The following is an 18,029-nucleotide window of genomic DNA, read 5'->3' on the forward strand; positions in this document are numbered from 1 at the left end:
CTTTTAAAATAACAATATATAGTTTGTTCGCTGCGTTGATGATGGTGGTTTCGCTACCGGCGTCAGCTCAAACCGATCCTATGGCTGAGCCGCTGTCTGTTGACGATGCATTGAGCGAAATTGTGGAGAATGACGCTGAAGATATGGCGCCTAATACGGTGTCTGTTGAACCGGGTCTGCCGGATGAGGCGGCTCCGTTCCTGACTAAAGCCGATGTTGATGACTGGCTTGACGGATACATGCCCTATGCGATCAGGAAAGCAGATATTGTCGGCGCCGTAGTGACCGTCGTTAAAGACGGAGAGATTCTGACCAGCCGCGGCTTTGGCTATTCGGATCTTGAAAGCAAGACGCCTGTTGACGGCTTTGGAACAATGTTTCGGCCGGGCTCTATCTCAAAACTGTTCACATGGATTTCAGTGATGCAGCTGGTCGAGCAAGGAAAAATCGACCTCGACGAGGATATCGACACCTATCTAGATTTTAAAATTCCGGACGCCTTTGGCGAGCCGATCACCATGCGCAATCTGATGACGCATACGCCCGGTTTTCAGGAAAGACTGAAAAACCTGATTATTGGCGATCCGGAATTGAATATGTCGCTGGAGGAATTTTTAAAAGCGTCTCCTCCGCCGTCGCGGATTTTTGCGCCGGGCGTAACCCCTGCCTATTCTAATTACGGCACCGCGCTGGCGGGCTATATTGTTCAGCGCCTGTCAGGTGAGACATTCGAAGCCTATGTCGAGCGCCATGTTTTTGAACCGCTAGGGATGGATCGCGCTACGTTTCGCCAGCCACTGCCGGCGGAGTTCGAACCTTTTATGTCAAATGGCTACAAAAGCGCTTCGGATGGTGAGGCGCAATATTATGAGATTGTGCCGATGGCGCCGGCGGGATCGCTCGCTGCGAGTGGCGAGGCTATGGGCCGCTTCATGATTGGCCTTCTCAAACAAGACGCCGCCCTCATGAAGCCGGAAACATGGCGGGAAATGTATGAGACGATCTATCAGCTCTCTCCGCCTTTGAATGCGATGGCGCTTGGCTTCTGGCAACTGGACAAGGGTGATTTGCGCATTCGCGGTCATGGCGGGGACACGGAGTTTTTCCATTCCGATCTTAATGTCCTCGTCGATGAGAATGTTGGCATTTATGTTTCAGTGAATAGCGCCGGCGAAGGCTCGGGCGTTTTGCGCTTTGCGGTCACCACAGATTTTGCCCTGCGATATTTTCCTGAAGCGGCCACACCTGTTGGCCCGCGCCTGGAAACCGCCAAGGAGCATGGTGAACTGGTTGTTGGCGAGTATGAGAGTTCGCGCACAGTAGCCACCAACTTTGCCGCGATCATGAGAATTTTAGGTCAGGAAAAGATCGCTATGAATGAGGATGGCGATCTGCTGCTTCCGCTCTTTGGTGTGGAAACGCACTGGCGCGAGGTTGAGCCTTATGTCTGGCGAAACACCAATGGGCTGGAACGCCTGACCGCCGTTCTCAAGGACGACGGAAAGCTCGACTATGTCACTTTTGAGCCGGTCTCCCCGATCATTCATCTGACGCCAGCGCCATGGTATCGCTCTTCATCGCTCATGACGCCGCTGCTGGCGGGCGCGATTGGCGCACTTTTGCTTACGCTGGTTCTTTGGCCTGTTCGCGCCATTGTTCGCGGGCGCTATGGCAAAAGCTTCGGGCTGACAGGACAGGATGCGACAGCGCACCGGCTGGTTCGCATCGGCGTTGTGCTTGTCTTCGCTTTCCTGATCGCATGGGTGCTGGCCTTCCAGACCTTGTTTACCAATCTCACGGGGCTTGGGCCCGGATTTGACACTCAGTTACGGGTGACGCAGTTCACACAGATCCTTCTCTATGCCGCATTTGTTATCGCGTCGTGGAATCTGTTTGTCGTCTGGCGGGGCGCCCAGAGCTGGTTTGCAAAACTTTGGAGCATTGTCATCCTGGCGGCGATCTTTGTCGTTATCTGGTTCGCGGCGACGAATGGGCTTCTTAGCCTTGAGATGAATTATTGATGGATAAAACCTCACCTTACCCGGCACAGCAAGAGGTAAGCGTGAATAAGAAGGTCGGCGGCGTGCGTCCCTCCGTGCGTCGCCGACACCAGGGTTACAGCTCGATCCGGGCAGCGTGTTCGAACACAATTGAGGAAGGAACGCTGTAGCCGCATTGGCGAAAGCGGCCTGCGAAAAAGGTAATAGCAGTCGACATGACGCGCAGTTTTTTTCAAACCTACCTGCTTCCGGGATTTGTATTTCAATCCGTTATTATTGGCGGCGGTTATGGAACAGGCCGTGAGGTTGCAGAGTTCTTCCTTGCGCATGGCGTCCTCGGCGGCTTGTTGGGCATGGCGGTGACAGCTATCGCGTGGTGCGCTGTTCTGGCGGTCGCTTTTGAGTACGCGCGGCTTTCTCGAGGTTACAATTACCGGACATTCTTCAAAAGCCTGCTTGGGCCTGCATGGCGGGTTTTTGAAATTCTCTATTTATTGATCTCAATCTTGGTGCTGGCGGTGTTGGGTTCGGCCGCCGGAGAAATATTTTCATCGTCTCTGGGCTGGCCGCATGTTTTTGGCGTGATTGCATTGTTGGGCGGCGTTGGCGTGTTTGCTTATCTGGGCGGCAAAGCGATTGAGCGGATGCTGGCCTCCTGGTCCATTATTCTTTACGTCGTGTATGGCGCTTTTCTGGTTTGGGTGGCCACAGCGTTTGGAGACAATATCGCCCTTGCCGTTGAAACCGGCGAAGTAAATGGCGCGTGGCATATCGACGGCCTTCGCTACGCTTCATACAATCTTTTGGCCTTGGGCGCTGTATTGTTTGTCCTGCCATATCTGAAAACGCGGCGCGAAGCGCTTATCTCAGGCGGCCTCGCAGGCCTCATCGGCGTCATTCCGGGCGTCTTCGTCTATCTTGCGATGCTGGCGCAATATCCTGAAATCCAGACGGCGCCTGTGCCGGTGCTGACGCTTTTGGAGAGCCTGAATTCGCCCTGGTTTTTCATTGTCTTTCAGATTGTCCTGTTTGGAACCTTTATAGAGACGGGCACTGGAATCCTGCATTCGCTCAATGAACGCGTTGCGTCTGTCTTTGAAGAAAAAGGCCGCCGCTTTCCGCACTGGGCGAGGTTCGTAAACGCAGTTGGTGTGCTGGCCTGCGCGATCTTTCTCGCTCGCGCCGTCGGTATCATTGATCTCATCGCACAAGGCTATGGCGCTTTGTCATACGCCTTCATAGCAGTCGTCATTTTGCCGCTTGTGACCGTTGGCTTGTTCAAGATCGTCACCGCGAAGCAAAACAAGGAGATGGAGGCAGCTTATGAGCTTGGCTAGCCAGAGCTTTGCTGAAAAAGTGGAGCCGCGCGAGGGTGCGGGTAATGAAGGCGTCAAACGCTTCAAAGCGCCATACCTCATTTATTTCGGCGATATCGAACTTACAGGTTACGCCAAGACCGGCCTGGGTCTGATCGAATGGCGTCGCAATCTTTGTATCGGGCAATATCGTACGCCACAATGCAGCATCGATAGCGGCCTGCCGGATATGACGATCGAAGAAGCGGTGCAGGCGGGTGTCGGCTCGTTTGTCATCGGCGTTGCGCCGGCCGGCGGCTATATACCCGATCGCTGGTTGCAGGATCTTGTCAAAGCGGCGCGGGCGGGGCTGGACATTATTTCCGGCATGCATGCGCGGCTGACAGATTTTCCGGAAATTGTTGAGGCGGCCTTAGCATCTGGCGCACGGCTTTTCGATGTCAGAACGCCGCCTGCTGATCTGCCATTGGGAACCGGCGCAAAGCGAACCGGCAAAAGATTGCTGACAGTGGGAACGGACTGCGCGGTTGGAAAGAAATACACAGCGCTGGCCATTGAAAAAGAAATGCAGGCGCGGCGATGGAAAGCTGATTTCCGTGCGACCGGTCAGACAGGCGTCATGATCGCGGGCGCCGGGTTTGCGATTGACTGTGTGGTTGCGGACTTCCTTTCCGGCGCGGCGGAATTGATTTCGCCAGCTGCTGATGACGACCATTGGGATGTGATCGAAGGGCAGGGCGCCCTTTCTCATCCAAGCTTCGCTGGCGTCAGTCTTGGTTTGTTGCATGGTTCACAGCCGGATGCGCTCGTGCTCTGTCACGATCCCACAAGAGTGTATAATCTTGGTACGGAGCGAAAGCAGCCTTATCCTTTGCATAGCTTGCAGGAGACGATTGAAGCTAATCTCCTGATGGCGCGTCGGGTCAATCCGGATGCGCGGTTTGTCGGCATGTCGGTCAATACAAGCCAACTCCCCCTTTCAGAAAAACCTGCCCTGTTTGAACGTCTTTCAGCGGAGACAGGTTTGCCGGTCATTGACCCCATCAAGGACGGCGCAAAATTGATAGTCGACAGAATTGAAAAGGAATTTCTCCTGTGAACCGTAAGCTTAGCGTTCATAAAACATCATGGCCCATGATCGCGCCTTTCCGGATTACCGGGCATGTCTTTGAAGTGATTGACATGATTGAAGTTGAAATAAGCGAGAGCGGCAATGTCGGCCGGGGCGAGGGATGCGGCGCCTATTATCTGAATGATTTCGCAGACGGGATGCTTGACCAGGTCGAGGCGTTGCGCCGTGATATTGAGGGCGGACTTTCGCGCGAAGACTTGCAGGAGGTTATGTCCCCATGCGGCGCCCGGAATGCGCTCGATTGCGCCTTGTGGGATCTTGAGAGCCAACAAAGCGGAAAATCTATCTGGGAATTGACAGGAATTACGCCGAAAGACCAGCGCACGGTGTTTACAATCGGCATTGAAGCGACGCCGGAAAAAATGGCGGAAAAAGCAGCGCGCGCCGATGGATATCCGATCCTCAAAATCAAGCTCGATAATGAAGCGCCCGTTGAACGCATTACCGCCATTCGCAAAGCGCGGCCCGATGCGGCGCTCGTGATTGACGCCAATCAGGGATTTACGCTTTCTCAATTGGAAGAGGTCGCTCCTCAGCTTGCCGACCTCGGAGTCGCGATGATCGAACAACCTTTGCCGCGCGGGGATGATGCAGGTCTCGAAGACTTCAAGTCGCCTGTGCCGATCTGCGCCGATGAAAGCTGCCTTCATCGCGGAGAATTACCGGCCGCGCTTGAGCGCTATGACATGATCAATATCAAACTCGACAAAACAGGCGGCCTGACGGAAGGGCTGGCGCTTGCACAGGAAGCGCTAGACGCCGGCAAACGCCTAATGGTTGGCAATATGGTGGGCACATCGTTGTCCATGGCGCCATCCTTCGTCGTTGCGCAACTTTGCGATTATGTGGATCTGGATGGCCCGCTCAACTTGAAGTCAGATCACCTTGGCGGCATGTCTTATAAAAACAGTCTTGTCTCTCAGCCCTCTGCAGGCTTTTGGGGCGGCATGCGCTGATCCATCCGGCGCCGTATGCGATAGATAAAATGGGACGCATCGCATGATCGCTGCCGATAATATTTTTTCCTTGCTTGCAGTGTTGTTGTTTATATCGGCCGCCGCCGCAATCATGGAAACGACGCGTGTCGGGCGCAGGATTTCCGGCGTCGGGTTTGTTCTGATTGGCGCCTTTGTTGCGGCGCATTTCAATCTTATCCCGCGCAGCGCGCCGCTTTACGACGTGATCTGGGCCTATCTGGTTCCTCTCGCCATTGCGCTTTTTCTTCTAAAGGCGGACCTGATCAAGGTTTTCACTGAAGGGGGCAGGGTGCTTGTCGCTTTCGCCATCGGCGCCATTGGCGCCGCTGCAGGCGCGGTCATCGGCGCGCTTTTGTTCGATCTCGGGCCGCATGAACCGGCGATTGCGGCGATATACAGCGCCACCTATATCGGTGGATCGCTTAATTTCGTCGCCGTCGCAGAAGCGGTCCGGCTTGACGATCCTTCAGAGCTCGCTGCGGCGCTTGCGATTGATAATATTCTTGGCGTCGGCTTCATCATCTGCATGAATTTTGTGGCGGGTTGGGCGTTTTTGAAGAAAAGATTTCCATGGAGACTGGAAAGCATTTGGGGCAGCGCTGAAGACGGGGGGGCAAGCGACAGCGGACAAGCCTATTCATTTGCAAATCTTCTAACCGCGATAGCGCTTGCCGCTGCTGTGGTTGCGGTGAGCACGTCTATTGCCGCCTATCTCGGATATGAAAGCTATTCATTGTTGTTCATTACAGTTGCGATGACCCTGGTCGCTACGGCCGGACGCCGCTTTGTTTCCAGATTGCGCGGCGAAGATATTGTCGCGATGATCTTCATGTATCTTTTTTTCGCGATCATCGGCGCCGGCGCCGACCTCAACGCCATGCTCAACTCGGCGCCGGGGCTTTTTTTGGAAGTGCTGATGATTTTCGCAGTTCACTTGGTCTTCATCTTTATTGCAGGCGCAGCGCTCAAGTTAAACCATGCGGAAATCATTATCGCATCGCTCGCCTGTATCGCCGGGCCGCCGATTGCGGCGGCGATTGCGATCTTGATGAACTGGCGCAATCTTGTTGCGCCCGGGATCATGACCGGAATTCTCGGCTATATAATCGGCAATTTCGTGGGCATTGGAATTTTCAGACTTCTTGGAGGCGTACTCCAGTAAATGAGAATAGAGATCAAGGCGGCCGCACTCTGTTCTGATATGAAATGCCTACTGTTTCACGGTTCTACGAATGGGTTTGCCGGGCAGGACTGTCGTGTCCAGAATACCGTCACTCACCAGCGGCGTGCCGCCGACTATCACATAGGCGAAACCTTGCGATGTTTGCGCAGGCTCTGCGAAGGTTGCGCGGTCGCTGACCGTGGCCGGATCAAACACAATGATGTCTGCGTCGGCGCCTTCTTGCAGTCGCCCCTTGCCACGCATTTGCGGGACCGAATCTTCAAGGATCTGGGCCGGGATGAGGCTCATTTTTGCGATCGCATCAGAAAGGCCGATCGACTGGGTCTCGCGCACATAAACACGCAGGAATTTTGAAAAGGTGCCGGCGCTGCGCGGGTGGGATTCTGCTTCGGCCGGGAGCGGCCATGCGTCTGCCGCAACCATTTCTCCGTTGAGCGCCCAATCGCCGCCGTCCGAAGCAATAGCGCCCCCAGGGAAAAGCACGGACTGCGAAAGCAGTTTTGCATCTTCAGGCCGTTCCTCGGGATGAATGAAATGGACAACGATGCTGGTTCCCGGCGCCTCGGCCTGAAGCCGGTCGAATTCAGCATCCGAGAGCGGCGTTCCATCAACGGTGAAGTCTGATTTCTTGATGTCGCCCATGCGCGCCTGCCAGTTATCTCCGCGGAACATCGCCGCGCCAATGGATGTGGCGCCGGCGCCATAGGGATAAGCCTCAACAGTGATGTTGACACCATTGGCCTGGGCGTTTTCGATCATGGGACGGATAATTTCGATGTCGCGCAAGCTGATGCTGTTGAGGTGGCATATATGCATATGCGCGCCGGTGGACGCCGAAACCGCAATCATCTCCTCATACCCTTCGAAGGAGCTGTCAGGTTCGGCGTTCGATAAAAACCGGGCATGGGTGAATGTCGGCACGCCTTTCCTGGCGGCAAGCTCATGCAAGGCGTAATATTCTTTCCTGCCGGAGCTCGGCGCGTATCCCAACAGAACGCCAATACCGAGACCGCCTTCGTCCAGACCTTTTTGGACTTGCGCCATGATAGCGTCCAACTGTTCGCTGTTCGCCAGTTCATATTGCCACTCAGGGTCGCTCATATGCTGCTCGAACCAGTAGATGTCGGATCTTGGTTCTTCGCCGACAAACGCGGAAATGCGCGCATGCGCCCAGCCGACAGAGGCGCCGTAATTGATGGCGCGCCCTTCCTTTGCGGCGGCGTCATAGAAGTCAGAGATCGGCAGGACCCCAGCTTCAAGCTCCAGCGCTGTTGTTACGCCGTCCAGCGCCTGCACCCTGCCGGCGGGAATCGATTGTCCGTGAGCGTGGAGATCAATAAATCCCGGCGCAACGACTAATCCATCGGCGTCGATATTGCGGGCGCCGTTAATTCTCTTTTTTGTTACAGCGGCGATTTTTCCATCGCGGACGCCAACATTGCGGGGCGCGTCGAGGCCGGTTTCCGGATCGATAACGCGGCCATTGAGAATGACGAGGTCAAAATTTGCGTCTTTCGCGCTAGTGACGGGCGTAAGGCCCGCCATTGCGGCAAGCGCGAGGCTAACCGTAAAAAATTTTCTCATCGGGTGTTCTCCATGGGTTGCCACTAAGACGCGCTATTCAGCGGCTGCGCGGCGTCGACGATCTGTGTGCCCCATAACCTGCTGTAAATCTTACGGCTTTCTGGTTTTCGGCGCATTATGGCAATGACTATAAGGCATCCAATACAAAGATAACAGCCAATTTTAGAATTATAGCATCCAAAATATCGGATGCAGTGAGTGGCAAAGGAACCAACCCATGACAACCGTTGCGGCGACCCATCTTGGGGAACGGCGTTGCGGCTCTCGCCGCGAAACCGTGCGGCGCTAGCGCTCAAAGTGCAAATGTCAGGTTTTCGAAATCTGCTTTATTTTGCGCGAAACACGCTCGGCGACATGCCGAAGGCGCGCTGAAAAGCGAAGGTGAAGGCGCTTAAACTGTCATAGCCGACGGTAAGAGCGACGCTTGTCACCGTTTCGCCTTCTGACAAACGCGCAGCCGCTTCCATCAGGCGAACCTGTTGGCGCCATGCGGCAAGCCCCATGCCGGTTTCCTGCTTGAAGTGGCGCGTAAAACTTCTGCGGCTCATGCCGGCGATTTCCGACCAGTCAGAAATCTCCCGGTCATCAGACGGGTTCGCCAGGATTGCATCGCAAACCTGACGTAATCGCGTGTCCTGAGGAAGTGTAACGCGTACGGATAATGCCGGAACCCGCGAGACTTCTTCAAGCAGGAGACGGACAATTCGCCCCTCGCGCTCCTGCATATCGTAGTTCAAATCGAAACCGATGATTTCGTGAATGAGTCCACGCACCAGCGGGGATACATCAAAAACCCGGCAACTCTCGGGCTGTTCACCGATACCGGGATCAATATAAACGATCTGAAAGTGCATGGCGCTGCGTGAAGCAACCTGATGGCTTGTGTTCGCGGGAATCCAGATCGCGCGGCCGGGGGGCAAGATGAAGTTTGCATCTTCGGTCATCACCGACATGACGCCGCTCAAAGAGAATGAAAGCTGCGCCCGGTCATGGGTGTGCTCGGGATATACATAGCCAAGGGGGAACTTGTCCTCATAGGCATGCACAGGCCGGCACGCTATGGGCAAATATTCCCGGCGATCCACACCGAAGACGGTTGAGCTAAAATCCAGCATTGAACAATGATGCTAACAGCCAGTTGTATTGGTCAATAGGGCCGGGGGCTGAGTTATCATCATAAACCCGACAATGTTGGTATAGTGATGAAAATGCGCCTTCGAAGCGCCGTCGGCTCTACGCGCGCAATTTTCTGTTGCGTTGCTGTTGAGCCGCAGATTTTGAAAATACACGCTATGACCTGATTGCGATGGTTTTCGACCCGCGCGGGAAAGTGAAACAGGGGGCGTCGCCTTTAAGCTTCATACAGAATCGTCAGGTTCGAATGCGTCATGAGACAGCGATGTTCTTCTGATGATTGCATTGAAAATGCGAAGCATTTGCAATAAAGTCACATCCTGTTTTAAGCGCGCCCAGCGGAGGGGTAATTATGGTATTGAAATTAAAAGGTTTCTTTGTTTGCGGGGTGGCTTTGTCAGCGCTGGCGTCAGCGCAGGCGCAAGAGGGCGGCGGCGCGGCTTCTGAAGGGTCGCTGGAGACCCTCAGGGAAAATGTCGACGGCGTCGATGTCATTATTGTCACCGCCCCGAATTATGTGCCGTTCGGCAGTGAGTCCGCCAACAAGGCGGACATCCCACTGATCGAGACGCCGCAATCGGTGTCGGTCGTCACCCGCGACCAGATCGATTATCTCGCGGTTGTCGATGTGCAGGAAGCGATTCGGTATTCCTCCGGCATTGTCGGCGAGAATTACGGGCCTGATCTCCGTTTTGATTTTCTTACCGTGCGCGGCTTTACGCCAAAGCAATATATCGACGGGCTACAGGCGCCGATAACAACGACCATCTTCAATGTCGGCGCAGATATTTATGGGTTTGAATCCGTCGACATTCTGAAAGGCCCGTCATCGGTTCTATATGGCAACGTGCCCCCGGGCGGCATTTATAATTTGCGCAGCCGCCGCGCCGCCGACGAGTTTGGCGGCGAAGTCAGCTTCAAATATGGCACGAATGATTTCTTCCAGGGCGCGGGAACAATCACCGGACCGCTCGCCGACGGGCTTTCCGCAAGACTGACCGGAATGTACCGCAATCGTGAATCGCAGGTGAATTTCGTTGACGCTGAACGGATCTATGTGGCGCCCACATTCACCTGGGAAATCGGCCCGTCGACGACCTTTACAGGCCTCGGCTATTATCAGCGTGATGAGGTCAATGGCGACACCAACGGTTTCTTGCCGTCCGAGGGGACGCGTTTTGACAATCCGCTGGGCGTTGTGCCGATTTCGACCAATCTGGGTGAGCCAGATTACAACCGCTACGAGCGCGATCAATATGCAATTGGCTACAATCTCGTCCATGAATTCAGCGAGACAGTGAGCTTTGAACAGAATTTCCGCTGGAGCGATTACGATGAATATCAACAGGTGATCTACGGCGCCGGTCTTCTAGATGGCGACTTTAACGGCGTGCCTGATGATTATCGCACAGTGAACCGTTTCAGTTTTCCTTTTGCGGAAAAGGTAAGCGGTCTTACCGTTGACAGCCGTGTCGCTATCAAAGCGGCGACTGGTGATCTTGAACACAACATCATTGTCGGCGTCGACTACCGAAACCTTGCCAATGACGCGACTTTCGGTTTTGGCGTCGCCAATTCGATCGATTTGTTCGACCCTGTTTACGGCATGACGCCGTTTGTCACGCCGGCGCTGAGTTCGACCTTCAACGATCAGCGCGTGAAACAGACCGGCGTTTATATTCAGGACCAGATTTCCTATGGCGGTCTGGCGCTGACGCTTGGCGGCCGGCATGACTGGGTCAATCTGCATGACCGCGCGGCGGATGCGACAACGAAACAGGAAAAATTCACCTATCGGGTCGGTCTCAATTACGTTTTCGAGAACGGGATCGCGCCTTATGTGAGTTATTCGACGGCGTTCGAGCCGGTGCTCGGCACTGACTCGCTGACGCTCACGCCTTTCGAGCCGTCAACGGCCCGTCAGATTGAGGGCGGCGTTAAATATGACGGACGCACGCTTAATGACGATGTCAAAATCTTTGCGACCGCCGCTTATTTCAACATTCGTCAGAAAAACCTGGTTGCAACCCAGAACGGGCTCACGCCTGTTTTCGGAACGCAGATTGGCGAAGTCGAAGCCCAGGGCGCGGAAGCGGAGGTGACGGCGCGCATTCGCGATCAGCTCACCATCAACGCATCCTACAGCTATACGGATACGGAAGTGATTGAGAGCGCGAATGGCGATCTAGGCGATCCCTTGCCAACCACGCCAAAACACAAGGCGGCGGCGCTTGTCGATTACACGCTTCAGCGCGGTCTGCTTGGCGGGCTTGGCGCCGGGATTGGTGTGCGCCATTTAAGCTCCAGCGCCGGCAGTCTTGTTGGCGCCTTCAACCCAGTGGTGATTTATTCCGAACCGACAACACTGGTTGATGCGATTATTCACTATGACCTGCCGCGCTGGCGGGTTGCAGTGAACGCCTCCAATCTTCTCGACAAAAAATATGTCGGACGGTGTTCGTCGCCGACAAACTGCATTTACGGCCAAAGCCGGCAGATCATCGGCACGGTGACTCTGAAATTCTAACGTCGAAATTCTAATCCCTAGCAGGCGCCTGACGCCCGCCTAATTCGCGGAAATGATCCTATGGCGAGAAAGCCGCAGACAAATATCTGGCTTTGGCTTCATCGCTATATGGGGCTTGTGACGCTTGTCTTTCTGGCTATCGCCGCTGTCACAGGCTGTATCCTCTGTTTTGCAAAGCCGCTGGATGCAGCGCTTAACGCCGACCTTTTCAAAACGAAGAACAGCGGCGAACAGATCTCGCCGATTGCCGCCGTCGAAGCGTTTCAGACTGAGCATCCCGATCTGTTTATCCACTCATTTCCATTAAAGGTCAGGAAAGGGCGCAATATCCTTGTGCAGGTTGAGCCGAAGCCGGGCGCCACAATTGAGTATGAGAATATTTTTCTTGACGGCGTTACGGGTGAAGTCATTGGCGGCCGGGAGGGCGGCCCCGGCTGGGGGCGTCGGCATATTGTCGAAGGCATGCTTTTCTTTCACTACACGCTGCTTGGCGGCAATTGGGGCCGGTGGATCATGGGCGTCGCAGCGCTGGGCTGGTTCGCCGGTAATCTTATCGGTTTTTATCTGACGTTTCCAAAACGCGGACCATTCTGGGCGAACTGGAAAAAATTCTGGACCATCAGTTTCCGCGGGCCGCCGGCGCGTTTCCTGCTTGATCTTCATCGCGCATCGGGGCTTTGGGTTCTTATTGGTGTGACTGTGCTCGCGTTTACATCCGTCGCCATGAACTTTTTCTTCGAAGCGTTCACGCCAGCCGTTCAGGCCGTGTCGCCGGCCAAGCCGTCACCCTGGGATGCGCCCGCGCCACAGACAGCGCCTAATCTTGATCCGATTGATTTCGCAGGCGCGCTTGAAAAGGGAACCCTTTGGGTTACGGCGGAGAGACCCGCATGGAAACCGACGAAGATGCTCACCGATCCTGAGCGCGATCTTGTAGGCGTGCTCTATACGCGCAATGGCTATGAAAATTACAGCGGCCTGGGGCCGATCTTTTACTGGATGAAGGGGCGCACGGGCGAGTTTGTCTATGAAGACAATCCCTATCGCGATAGTGCAGGCCGAAAGTTGAGCCGATCCCTATATCCGTTGCATAGCGGTGAAATCGCCGGTTGGTTTGGCGTTGCAATCATCTTTTTGCTGGGCCTTGCAACGACGGAAATGTGCGTTAGTGGACTTTACGTGTGGTGGAGGAAGCGCGGGCCGAGAATCGCGCAGAAAAAGGCCGCCCGTCAATCGGCGCCTCAGAAAGCCGCGACCGGCGCATAACTGAAATGCGACATGCGATTAGTCCGTGTGGGTCTCGGTGAAGCGATACTGGCTCGGCGGAACCCCGAATGATCTGTGGAACATGGCCGTAAAAGCGCTGGGGCTGTCATATCCGACCGCATAGGCGACAGTGGTTACGGACTGTCCCGATGAAAGCAGCGAGAGAGCTTCGAGAAGGCGCGCCTGCTGGCGCCAGGTAGCGAGTCCCATGCCGGTTTCTGTGCGAAAGAGCCTCGTGAAGGTGCGGCGGCCGAAACCGGCGAAGGCGGCCCATTCGTCCAGATTGCGTTTGTCAGTGGGGTTTTTCAAAAGCTCCCGGCAAACCGCCGCGAGCCTTTTGTCTGTTGGCATCGGGACGTGATAGGGAGCGGCGGGCATGTCGTTGATCTCGTTGGATAGCAATTTGATGATGGCGCTCTCACGCTCTTGGTTGCTGTTTGCCGGATCAAACTTCACCACTTCCAAAATGAGGGCGCGTAGAAAATCCGAGACCTCGAGTATTTTGCATTCTCCCGATGGCGTGTTGTCGCTTTCCATAAAATACAGCGTTCGCAGTGAGACGCCGCCGCGGCAGGAAACCTGATGCACGACGCCGCGGGGAATCCACAAGGCGCGTTGAGGCGGCACGACAAAGCTCGCGGATGCAGCTTCGACCGACATGATGCCGCTGGATGCGTAGAGCAGCTGGGCTCTTTTGTGACTGTGAAAAGGGTCGGTGAAGCCGGTGGCGTATTCGTCCGCCAGACCAATGACCTGACGCGCCGGATCGTCTATGTCCTGATAATGCTTCATTGGCCTGATTGCGACGATTTCGAGCTGATTATTTATAAAATGCTAGGTAGCTGTCGACCGCCAAGTCAATATCACAGCATGGTTTTTCATGGTTTTGCCCGAACCAGCATGCTTTTGTCCCGTCACCTAAGGCGCTTTAGCGACCATCGTTTCATGAGAGGTTTCAGGCTGGTATTCCCACAGACGAAAATGGGGGCGGGATGACGTCAATAGAGACTGGCTCGGCCGAGATTAACGATGTCGATCCCGCCATTCGTGAATTTCACCGGATTATGAACAGCGACTATGCGCGAAATTCCGTCGGGTTTGACGGCGGCGCTGTCGCTCGTCGTCACATCGCCGAACAGGTAAGGGCGCCATGGCGCGCAGGCGGACCGGCAATGGCCGGGGTAGAGGAAACAAAGACGCCTTCCGGCGTTGGATTACGGATTTACACGCCTCATAACGTCAAGCCTGGCAAGATCCTTCTGTATATGCATGGCGGCGGCTGGGTCATGTTCTCGCTTGACACGCATGACCGGCTGATGCGCGAATATGCGCACCGTTCCGGCGTTGTTGTTGTAGGCGTCGATTACGCTCTCTCTCCCGAAGAAATCTATCCGCGTGCGCTCGATGATATTTGTTCCGCTTATGAATGGATCGCAGGCGGCGGTTTGGGCGCGAGTGTTGAGGCGCCCTCCATCATTCTCGGAGGCGACTCCGCCGGCGCCAATCTCGCCATTGCGACCGCGATGCGCTTGCGCGATGAAGGAAGGCGAACGCCTGACGGGCTTCTCCTCAATTACGGCGCGTTTGATACGCAAGAGCGCCCGTCTCATATGCATTATGATGGCGACAATTACATGCTGACACGCGCCGAAATGGCTGCGTTCTGGCGTGATTACCTGGGTGGTGAAAGCCCGGAAGGGTGTGTCTATGCACGCCCGCTGCGCCTCGACGGCGCGGGGTTGCCCCCAACTTTCATGTGTATCGCTGAGTGCGACATTCTGCGTGACGAAAATTGCGAAATGGCGGCGCTGTTGCGCAAAGCCGGCGTTGATGTGGAGGAACATGTCTATGCGGGCGCGACCCACAGCTTCCTTGAAGCTGTGAGTATTTCTTCCATAGCGGAAAAGGCGTTCGATGACGCCGCCGCGTGGCTCAAAAAGACGATGTAGCGTCGGCTGGTCTATGGAGACAATTCTTGACCAAGACATTATCCGGTTGATCCGGGAGCATCCGCTGGCCTGGGTTCTGCCGCAGGATCAGGGTGTTTTTCCCGTGCTGCTCCCAATGCTTGTCGAATGCGATGCGACGGGCGCGCCGGTCTCGCTTTTGGGCCATGTTCCCAAAGCGCACCCGCTTGCCGTGGCGTTCAAAAGCGATGGGCGCGCACGTTTTCTGTTTCTCGGTCCTCATGGTTACATTTCGCCGGAGCTGGTGAGCAATAAAGACTGGGCGCCGACCTGGAATTACGCCGCCCTTCAGATCGATGGCGATGTCACCATTGACGAGAAGCTGACGGATGAAGCGCTGGGTGCGCTGGTTGAGCAGATGGAGCAGGGGCGGGCGTCGCCATGGTCAGTATCCATGCTGGGCGACCGTTACGACCTGTTACGAGCGCGTGTGGTTGGATTTCGCGCGCGCATATCGAACATTCACGCCAGATTTAAGCTGGGACAGGATGAAAGCCAGACGGCCTTTGGTGAAATCGTCGACTGCTTGAGCGATCCGGACCTCTCATCATGGATGAAACGGTTCCGCCCTGCTGATTAACCAAGGTGTGGCCCATCCGCGTTAATCAATGACCCTTGATAAGAAGCGCCTGCTCATGACGCCTTTTAGCATACACAACTTAAATCGCTAAAAAGCGGAGGGGTATATGTCTGATTTTACCGCAAGAAAAGGTTTCTTGTTGCTTGCCGGATCTGTCGCAGCGCTGACATGCGCGTCTGGCGGCGCCTATGCCGCAGAAGGCGACGACGTGATCATCGTGACAGCGACCAAGCGCAACACCGACCTGCGCGACATCGCCGGATCTGTCAGCGCCGTGACGGAAGAGAGCCTGAAAGATATCAACGCTCAAAGTCTTTCCGACTATATCACGCGCGTGCCGGGCGTTGTGTTCAACGACTATCAGCCAGGCGTGTCTGAAGTGGTTATTCGCGGGGTCGCCTCGACGACCTATCACGAGGCCAATCAAGCGACTACCGGCTATTATCTCAACGAAATCCCGCTGATTGAGCCTGGCTTTCCCCTCGCCATTCCAGATGTTGACGCCTTCGATCTGCAACGGGTTGAAGTGCTGCGCGGCCCGCAGGGCACATTGTTCGGATCGTCATCGCTCGGCGGCGCGATCAACTATGTTGTGAATGAAGCAGACGCCAGCGGATTTGACGCTGGATTTGAAGGCAATATTTCGACGACGCGCCGTTCCGGCGAGCCGGGATACGCCGTCAAGGGCATGATCAATGCGCCGCTGATCGAAGACAAACTCGCCGTGCGCGTTGTCGCCTTGCAGCGTTTCGACGCCGGCTATCTCGACAACCCGCAGGCCGGAATTGAAGGCAGTAACGATCTGCGGGTTCGCGGCATTCGCGGCTCTATCGTTTTCACGCCAACCGACACGACGACTTTGTCTACGTTGAGCATGTATCAGGAATATAATCTTGACGATCAGACCTATGTGATCTTCGGAGCCGATCCGCAAGTTCCGACTTACGATCGCGCAACCAACGTGCCTGAGTTTCAGGACACTGATTTCATGCTGCATAGCGTGAAGCTGGAACAGGATCTCGGCTTTGCCGCGTTCACAGCTCTTGGCAGTTATGTTGAGAAAAGCAGCGACCTCGCCTTTGACGATTCGATCTTTTTCGGCGGCGATGATCCGCGGACCGGCACGCCGCAGCTTTCGTCGTCCTTCGGTGAGTCGAAGACCTACTACGGAGAACTGCGGCTGGCGTCGGTCGGCGACGGCCCGTTTTCATGGTTTGTCGGCGCCAACTACACAAAGATGAATGCGGACAGCACCGGCGCTGTGTTTATTGAAGGCATTGGCGCTTATATCGATGCTAATCCCGGCATGTTCGGCGGACAACCAAGCAGCCTGATCGCGCCGGATGATCTCACACAACGCACCGTTAGCGATAGTCAGGTAAGAGAAATCGCGCTGTTTGGTGAGGCGTCTTACACATTCGCCGATGTGCTGACCCTGACCGTGGGCGGACGGGTTTTTGAATACACGTCCGAACCGCGTCTTCAGTTCTTGCCGAACGCCGATCTTGTTCCGCCATTTGATTTCCAGCCAAGCCCCAGCAAGGAATCGGATTTTATCCCGAAAGTGTCGCTCAGCTATGAACCGACAGACAATTTCATGATTTACGGGCTGTATTCCGAAGGCTACCGGATTGGCGGCGTGAATGTTTATTCGGCGGCGACGCCGGGCTTGCCATTGTCCTTTGAAAGCGACGCAACACGGAACTTTGAAATCGGCACGCGTATTGATCTTGCCGATGGCGCCGTCATTGTGGATCTTGCCGCCTATCATATCGACTGGAGCAATATTCAGGCGCGTTTGTTCACGCCCATCGATTTCAACGCCTACACTATCAATGGCGGCGGGGCGGATATTAACGGGGTTGAGTTGAGTCTGGTTCTCAATCCGACGGATTATGTCTCTTTCTCCTCGAGTGTGTCCTATACGGATGCGGAGCTTTCCACACTGCTACCCGACAGTTTTGCGCCGGGCGGCGGATATGCGGAAGGGACGCAACTTCCGGGCGCATCGGACTGGGTGCTTGCCAATAATCTCGAATTCCATTTCGACGATATGGCGCTTAAGCCGCGTTTCAGCATCGCCCATCGCTATCTGACGGAAGCGCCTGTCGCTTTTGGCGCCACACTGCAAAAAGGCGGTTATCACATTGTCGATCTGAACGCCTCTATCGAAGTTACCGATCAGATTGAATTGGGTGTGTACGCCAAAAACCTCTTTGACGAATATGGCATCTTGAATGCGCCGTTTTCTTTTGCGGGCTCGGTGACACGGCCGCGCACTATCGGCGCCCTTATTCGCTGGAATTACCAGTAAGCTGATATTGCGAGGTTGCCGGATTTCCGGCAGCCTCGGGCAGCGCCTG

Annotated in this window: 13 protein-coding genes; 10 read left to right on the top strand and 3 right to left on the bottom strand. The window is 55.1% G+C overall.

What is annotated here, in order from left to right; translation table 11 throughout:
* The first annotated feature begins 80 nt into the window (after positions 1-80).
* The 5 genes from ACFOOP_RS12295 to ACFOOP_RS12315 all read left to right on the top strand — a co-directional run bounded on the left by ACFOOP_RS12295 (position 81) and on the right by ACFOOP_RS12315 (position 6,587).
* Complete coding sequence (locus ACFOOP_RS12295) at positions 81-2,021, top strand: serine hydrolase domain-containing protein (protein ID WP_379881250.1); 1,941 nt, start codon at positions 81-83, stop codon at positions 2,019-2,021.
* A gap of 194 nt (positions 2,022-2,215) precedes the next feature.
* Positions 2,216-3,337: a YkvI family membrane protein gene (locus ACFOOP_RS12300; protein WP_379881251.1), complete on the top strand. Its 1,122-nt coding sequence runs from the start codon at positions 2,216-2,218 to the stop codon at positions 3,335-3,337.
* On the top strand, positions 3,324-4,415 hold the full coding sequence (locus tag ACFOOP_RS12305; RefSeq protein WP_379881252.1) for an N-acetyltransferase DgcN family protein: 1,092 nt from the start codon (positions 3,324-3,326) through the stop codon (positions 4,413-4,415). Before ACFOOP_RS12300 ends, ACFOOP_RS12305 begins: the two co-directional genes overlap by 14 nt.
* Positions 4,412-5,404, top strand: a complete 993-nt coding sequence (gene dgcA / locus ACFOOP_RS12310) for an N-acetyl-D-Glu racemase DgcA (RefSeq protein ID WP_379881253.1) — start codon at positions 4,412-4,414, stop codon at positions 5,402-5,404. The genes ACFOOP_RS12305 and dgcA overlap by 4 nt, the downstream gene beginning before the upstream one ends.
* Before the next feature lie 43 nt (positions 5,405-5,447).
* On the top strand, positions 5,448-6,587 hold the full coding sequence (locus tag ACFOOP_RS12315; RefSeq protein WP_379881254.1) for a DUF819 family protein: 1,140 nt from the start codon (positions 5,448-5,450) through the stop codon (positions 6,585-6,587).
* Positions 6,588-6,635: 48 nt separating this feature from the next.
* On the opposite strand, the gene ACFOOP_RS12320 is transcribed toward ACFOOP_RS12315, so the two are convergent.
* Positions 6,636-8,192: an amidohydrolase family protein gene (locus tag ACFOOP_RS12320; RefSeq protein ID WP_379881255.1), complete on the bottom strand. Its 1,557-nt coding sequence runs from the start codon at positions 8,190-8,192 to the stop codon at positions 6,636-6,638.
* A 326-nt stretch (positions 8,193-8,518) separates the two neighbouring features.
* Positions 8,519-9,307 carry an AraC family transcriptional regulator gene (locus ACFOOP_RS12325; RefSeq protein ID WP_379881256.1) on the bottom strand — a complete coding sequence of 263 codons (789 nt, stop codon included), beginning with the start codon at positions 9,305-9,307 and terminating at the stop codon, positions 8,519-8,521.
* A gap of 371 nt (positions 9,308-9,678) precedes the next feature.
* On the opposite strand from ACFOOP_RS12325, the gene ACFOOP_RS12330 reads away from it, so the two are divergent.
* Positions 9,679-11,853, top strand: a complete 2,175-nt coding sequence (locus ACFOOP_RS12330) for a TonB-dependent siderophore receptor (protein WP_379881257.1) — start codon at positions 9,679-9,681, stop codon at positions 11,851-11,853.
* Positions 11,854-11,913: 60 nt separating this feature from the next.
* On the top strand, positions 11,914-13,119 hold the full coding sequence (locus ACFOOP_RS12335; RefSeq protein WP_379881258.1) for a PepSY-associated TM helix domain-containing protein: 1,206 nt from the start codon (positions 11,914-11,916) through the stop codon (positions 13,117-13,119).
* An 18-nt stretch (positions 13,120-13,137) separates the two neighbouring features.
* Here the strand turns inward: ACFOOP_RS12335 and ACFOOP_RS12340 are convergent, their stop codons facing one another.
* On the bottom strand, positions 13,138-13,911 hold the full coding sequence (locus ACFOOP_RS12340; protein WP_379881259.1) for an AraC family transcriptional regulator: 774 nt from the start codon (positions 13,909-13,911) through the stop codon (positions 13,138-13,140).
* Positions 13,912-14,111: 200 nt separating this feature from the next.
* Between ACFOOP_RS12340 and ACFOOP_RS12345 the strand changes: the two genes are divergently transcribed.
* The 3 genes from ACFOOP_RS12345 (at position 14,112) to ACFOOP_RS12355 (ending at position 17,980) form a co-directional block, all read left to right on the top strand.
* Complete coding sequence (locus ACFOOP_RS12345; protein ID WP_379881260.1) at positions 14,112-15,068, top strand: alpha/beta hydrolase; 957 nt, start codon at positions 14,112-14,114, stop codon at positions 15,066-15,068.
* Positions 15,069-15,081: 13 nt separating this feature from the next.
* Complete coding sequence (locus ACFOOP_RS12350) at positions 15,082-15,666, top strand: FMN-binding negative transcriptional regulator (protein ID WP_379881261.1); 585 nt, start codon at positions 15,082-15,084, stop codon at positions 15,664-15,666.
* Positions 15,667-15,772: 106 nt separating this feature from the next.
* Positions 15,773-17,980, top strand: a complete 2,208-nt coding sequence (locus ACFOOP_RS12355) for a TonB-dependent receptor (protein WP_379881262.1) — start codon at positions 15,773-15,775, stop codon at positions 17,978-17,980.
* The last annotated feature ends 49 nt before the right edge of the window (positions 17,981-18,029 follow it).

The organism is Hyphococcus aureus (genome assembly GCF_042643165.1).
Taxonomy (GTDB): Bacteria; Pseudomonadota; Alphaproteobacteria; order Caulobacterales; family Parvularculaceae; genus Hyphococcus; species Hyphococcus aureus.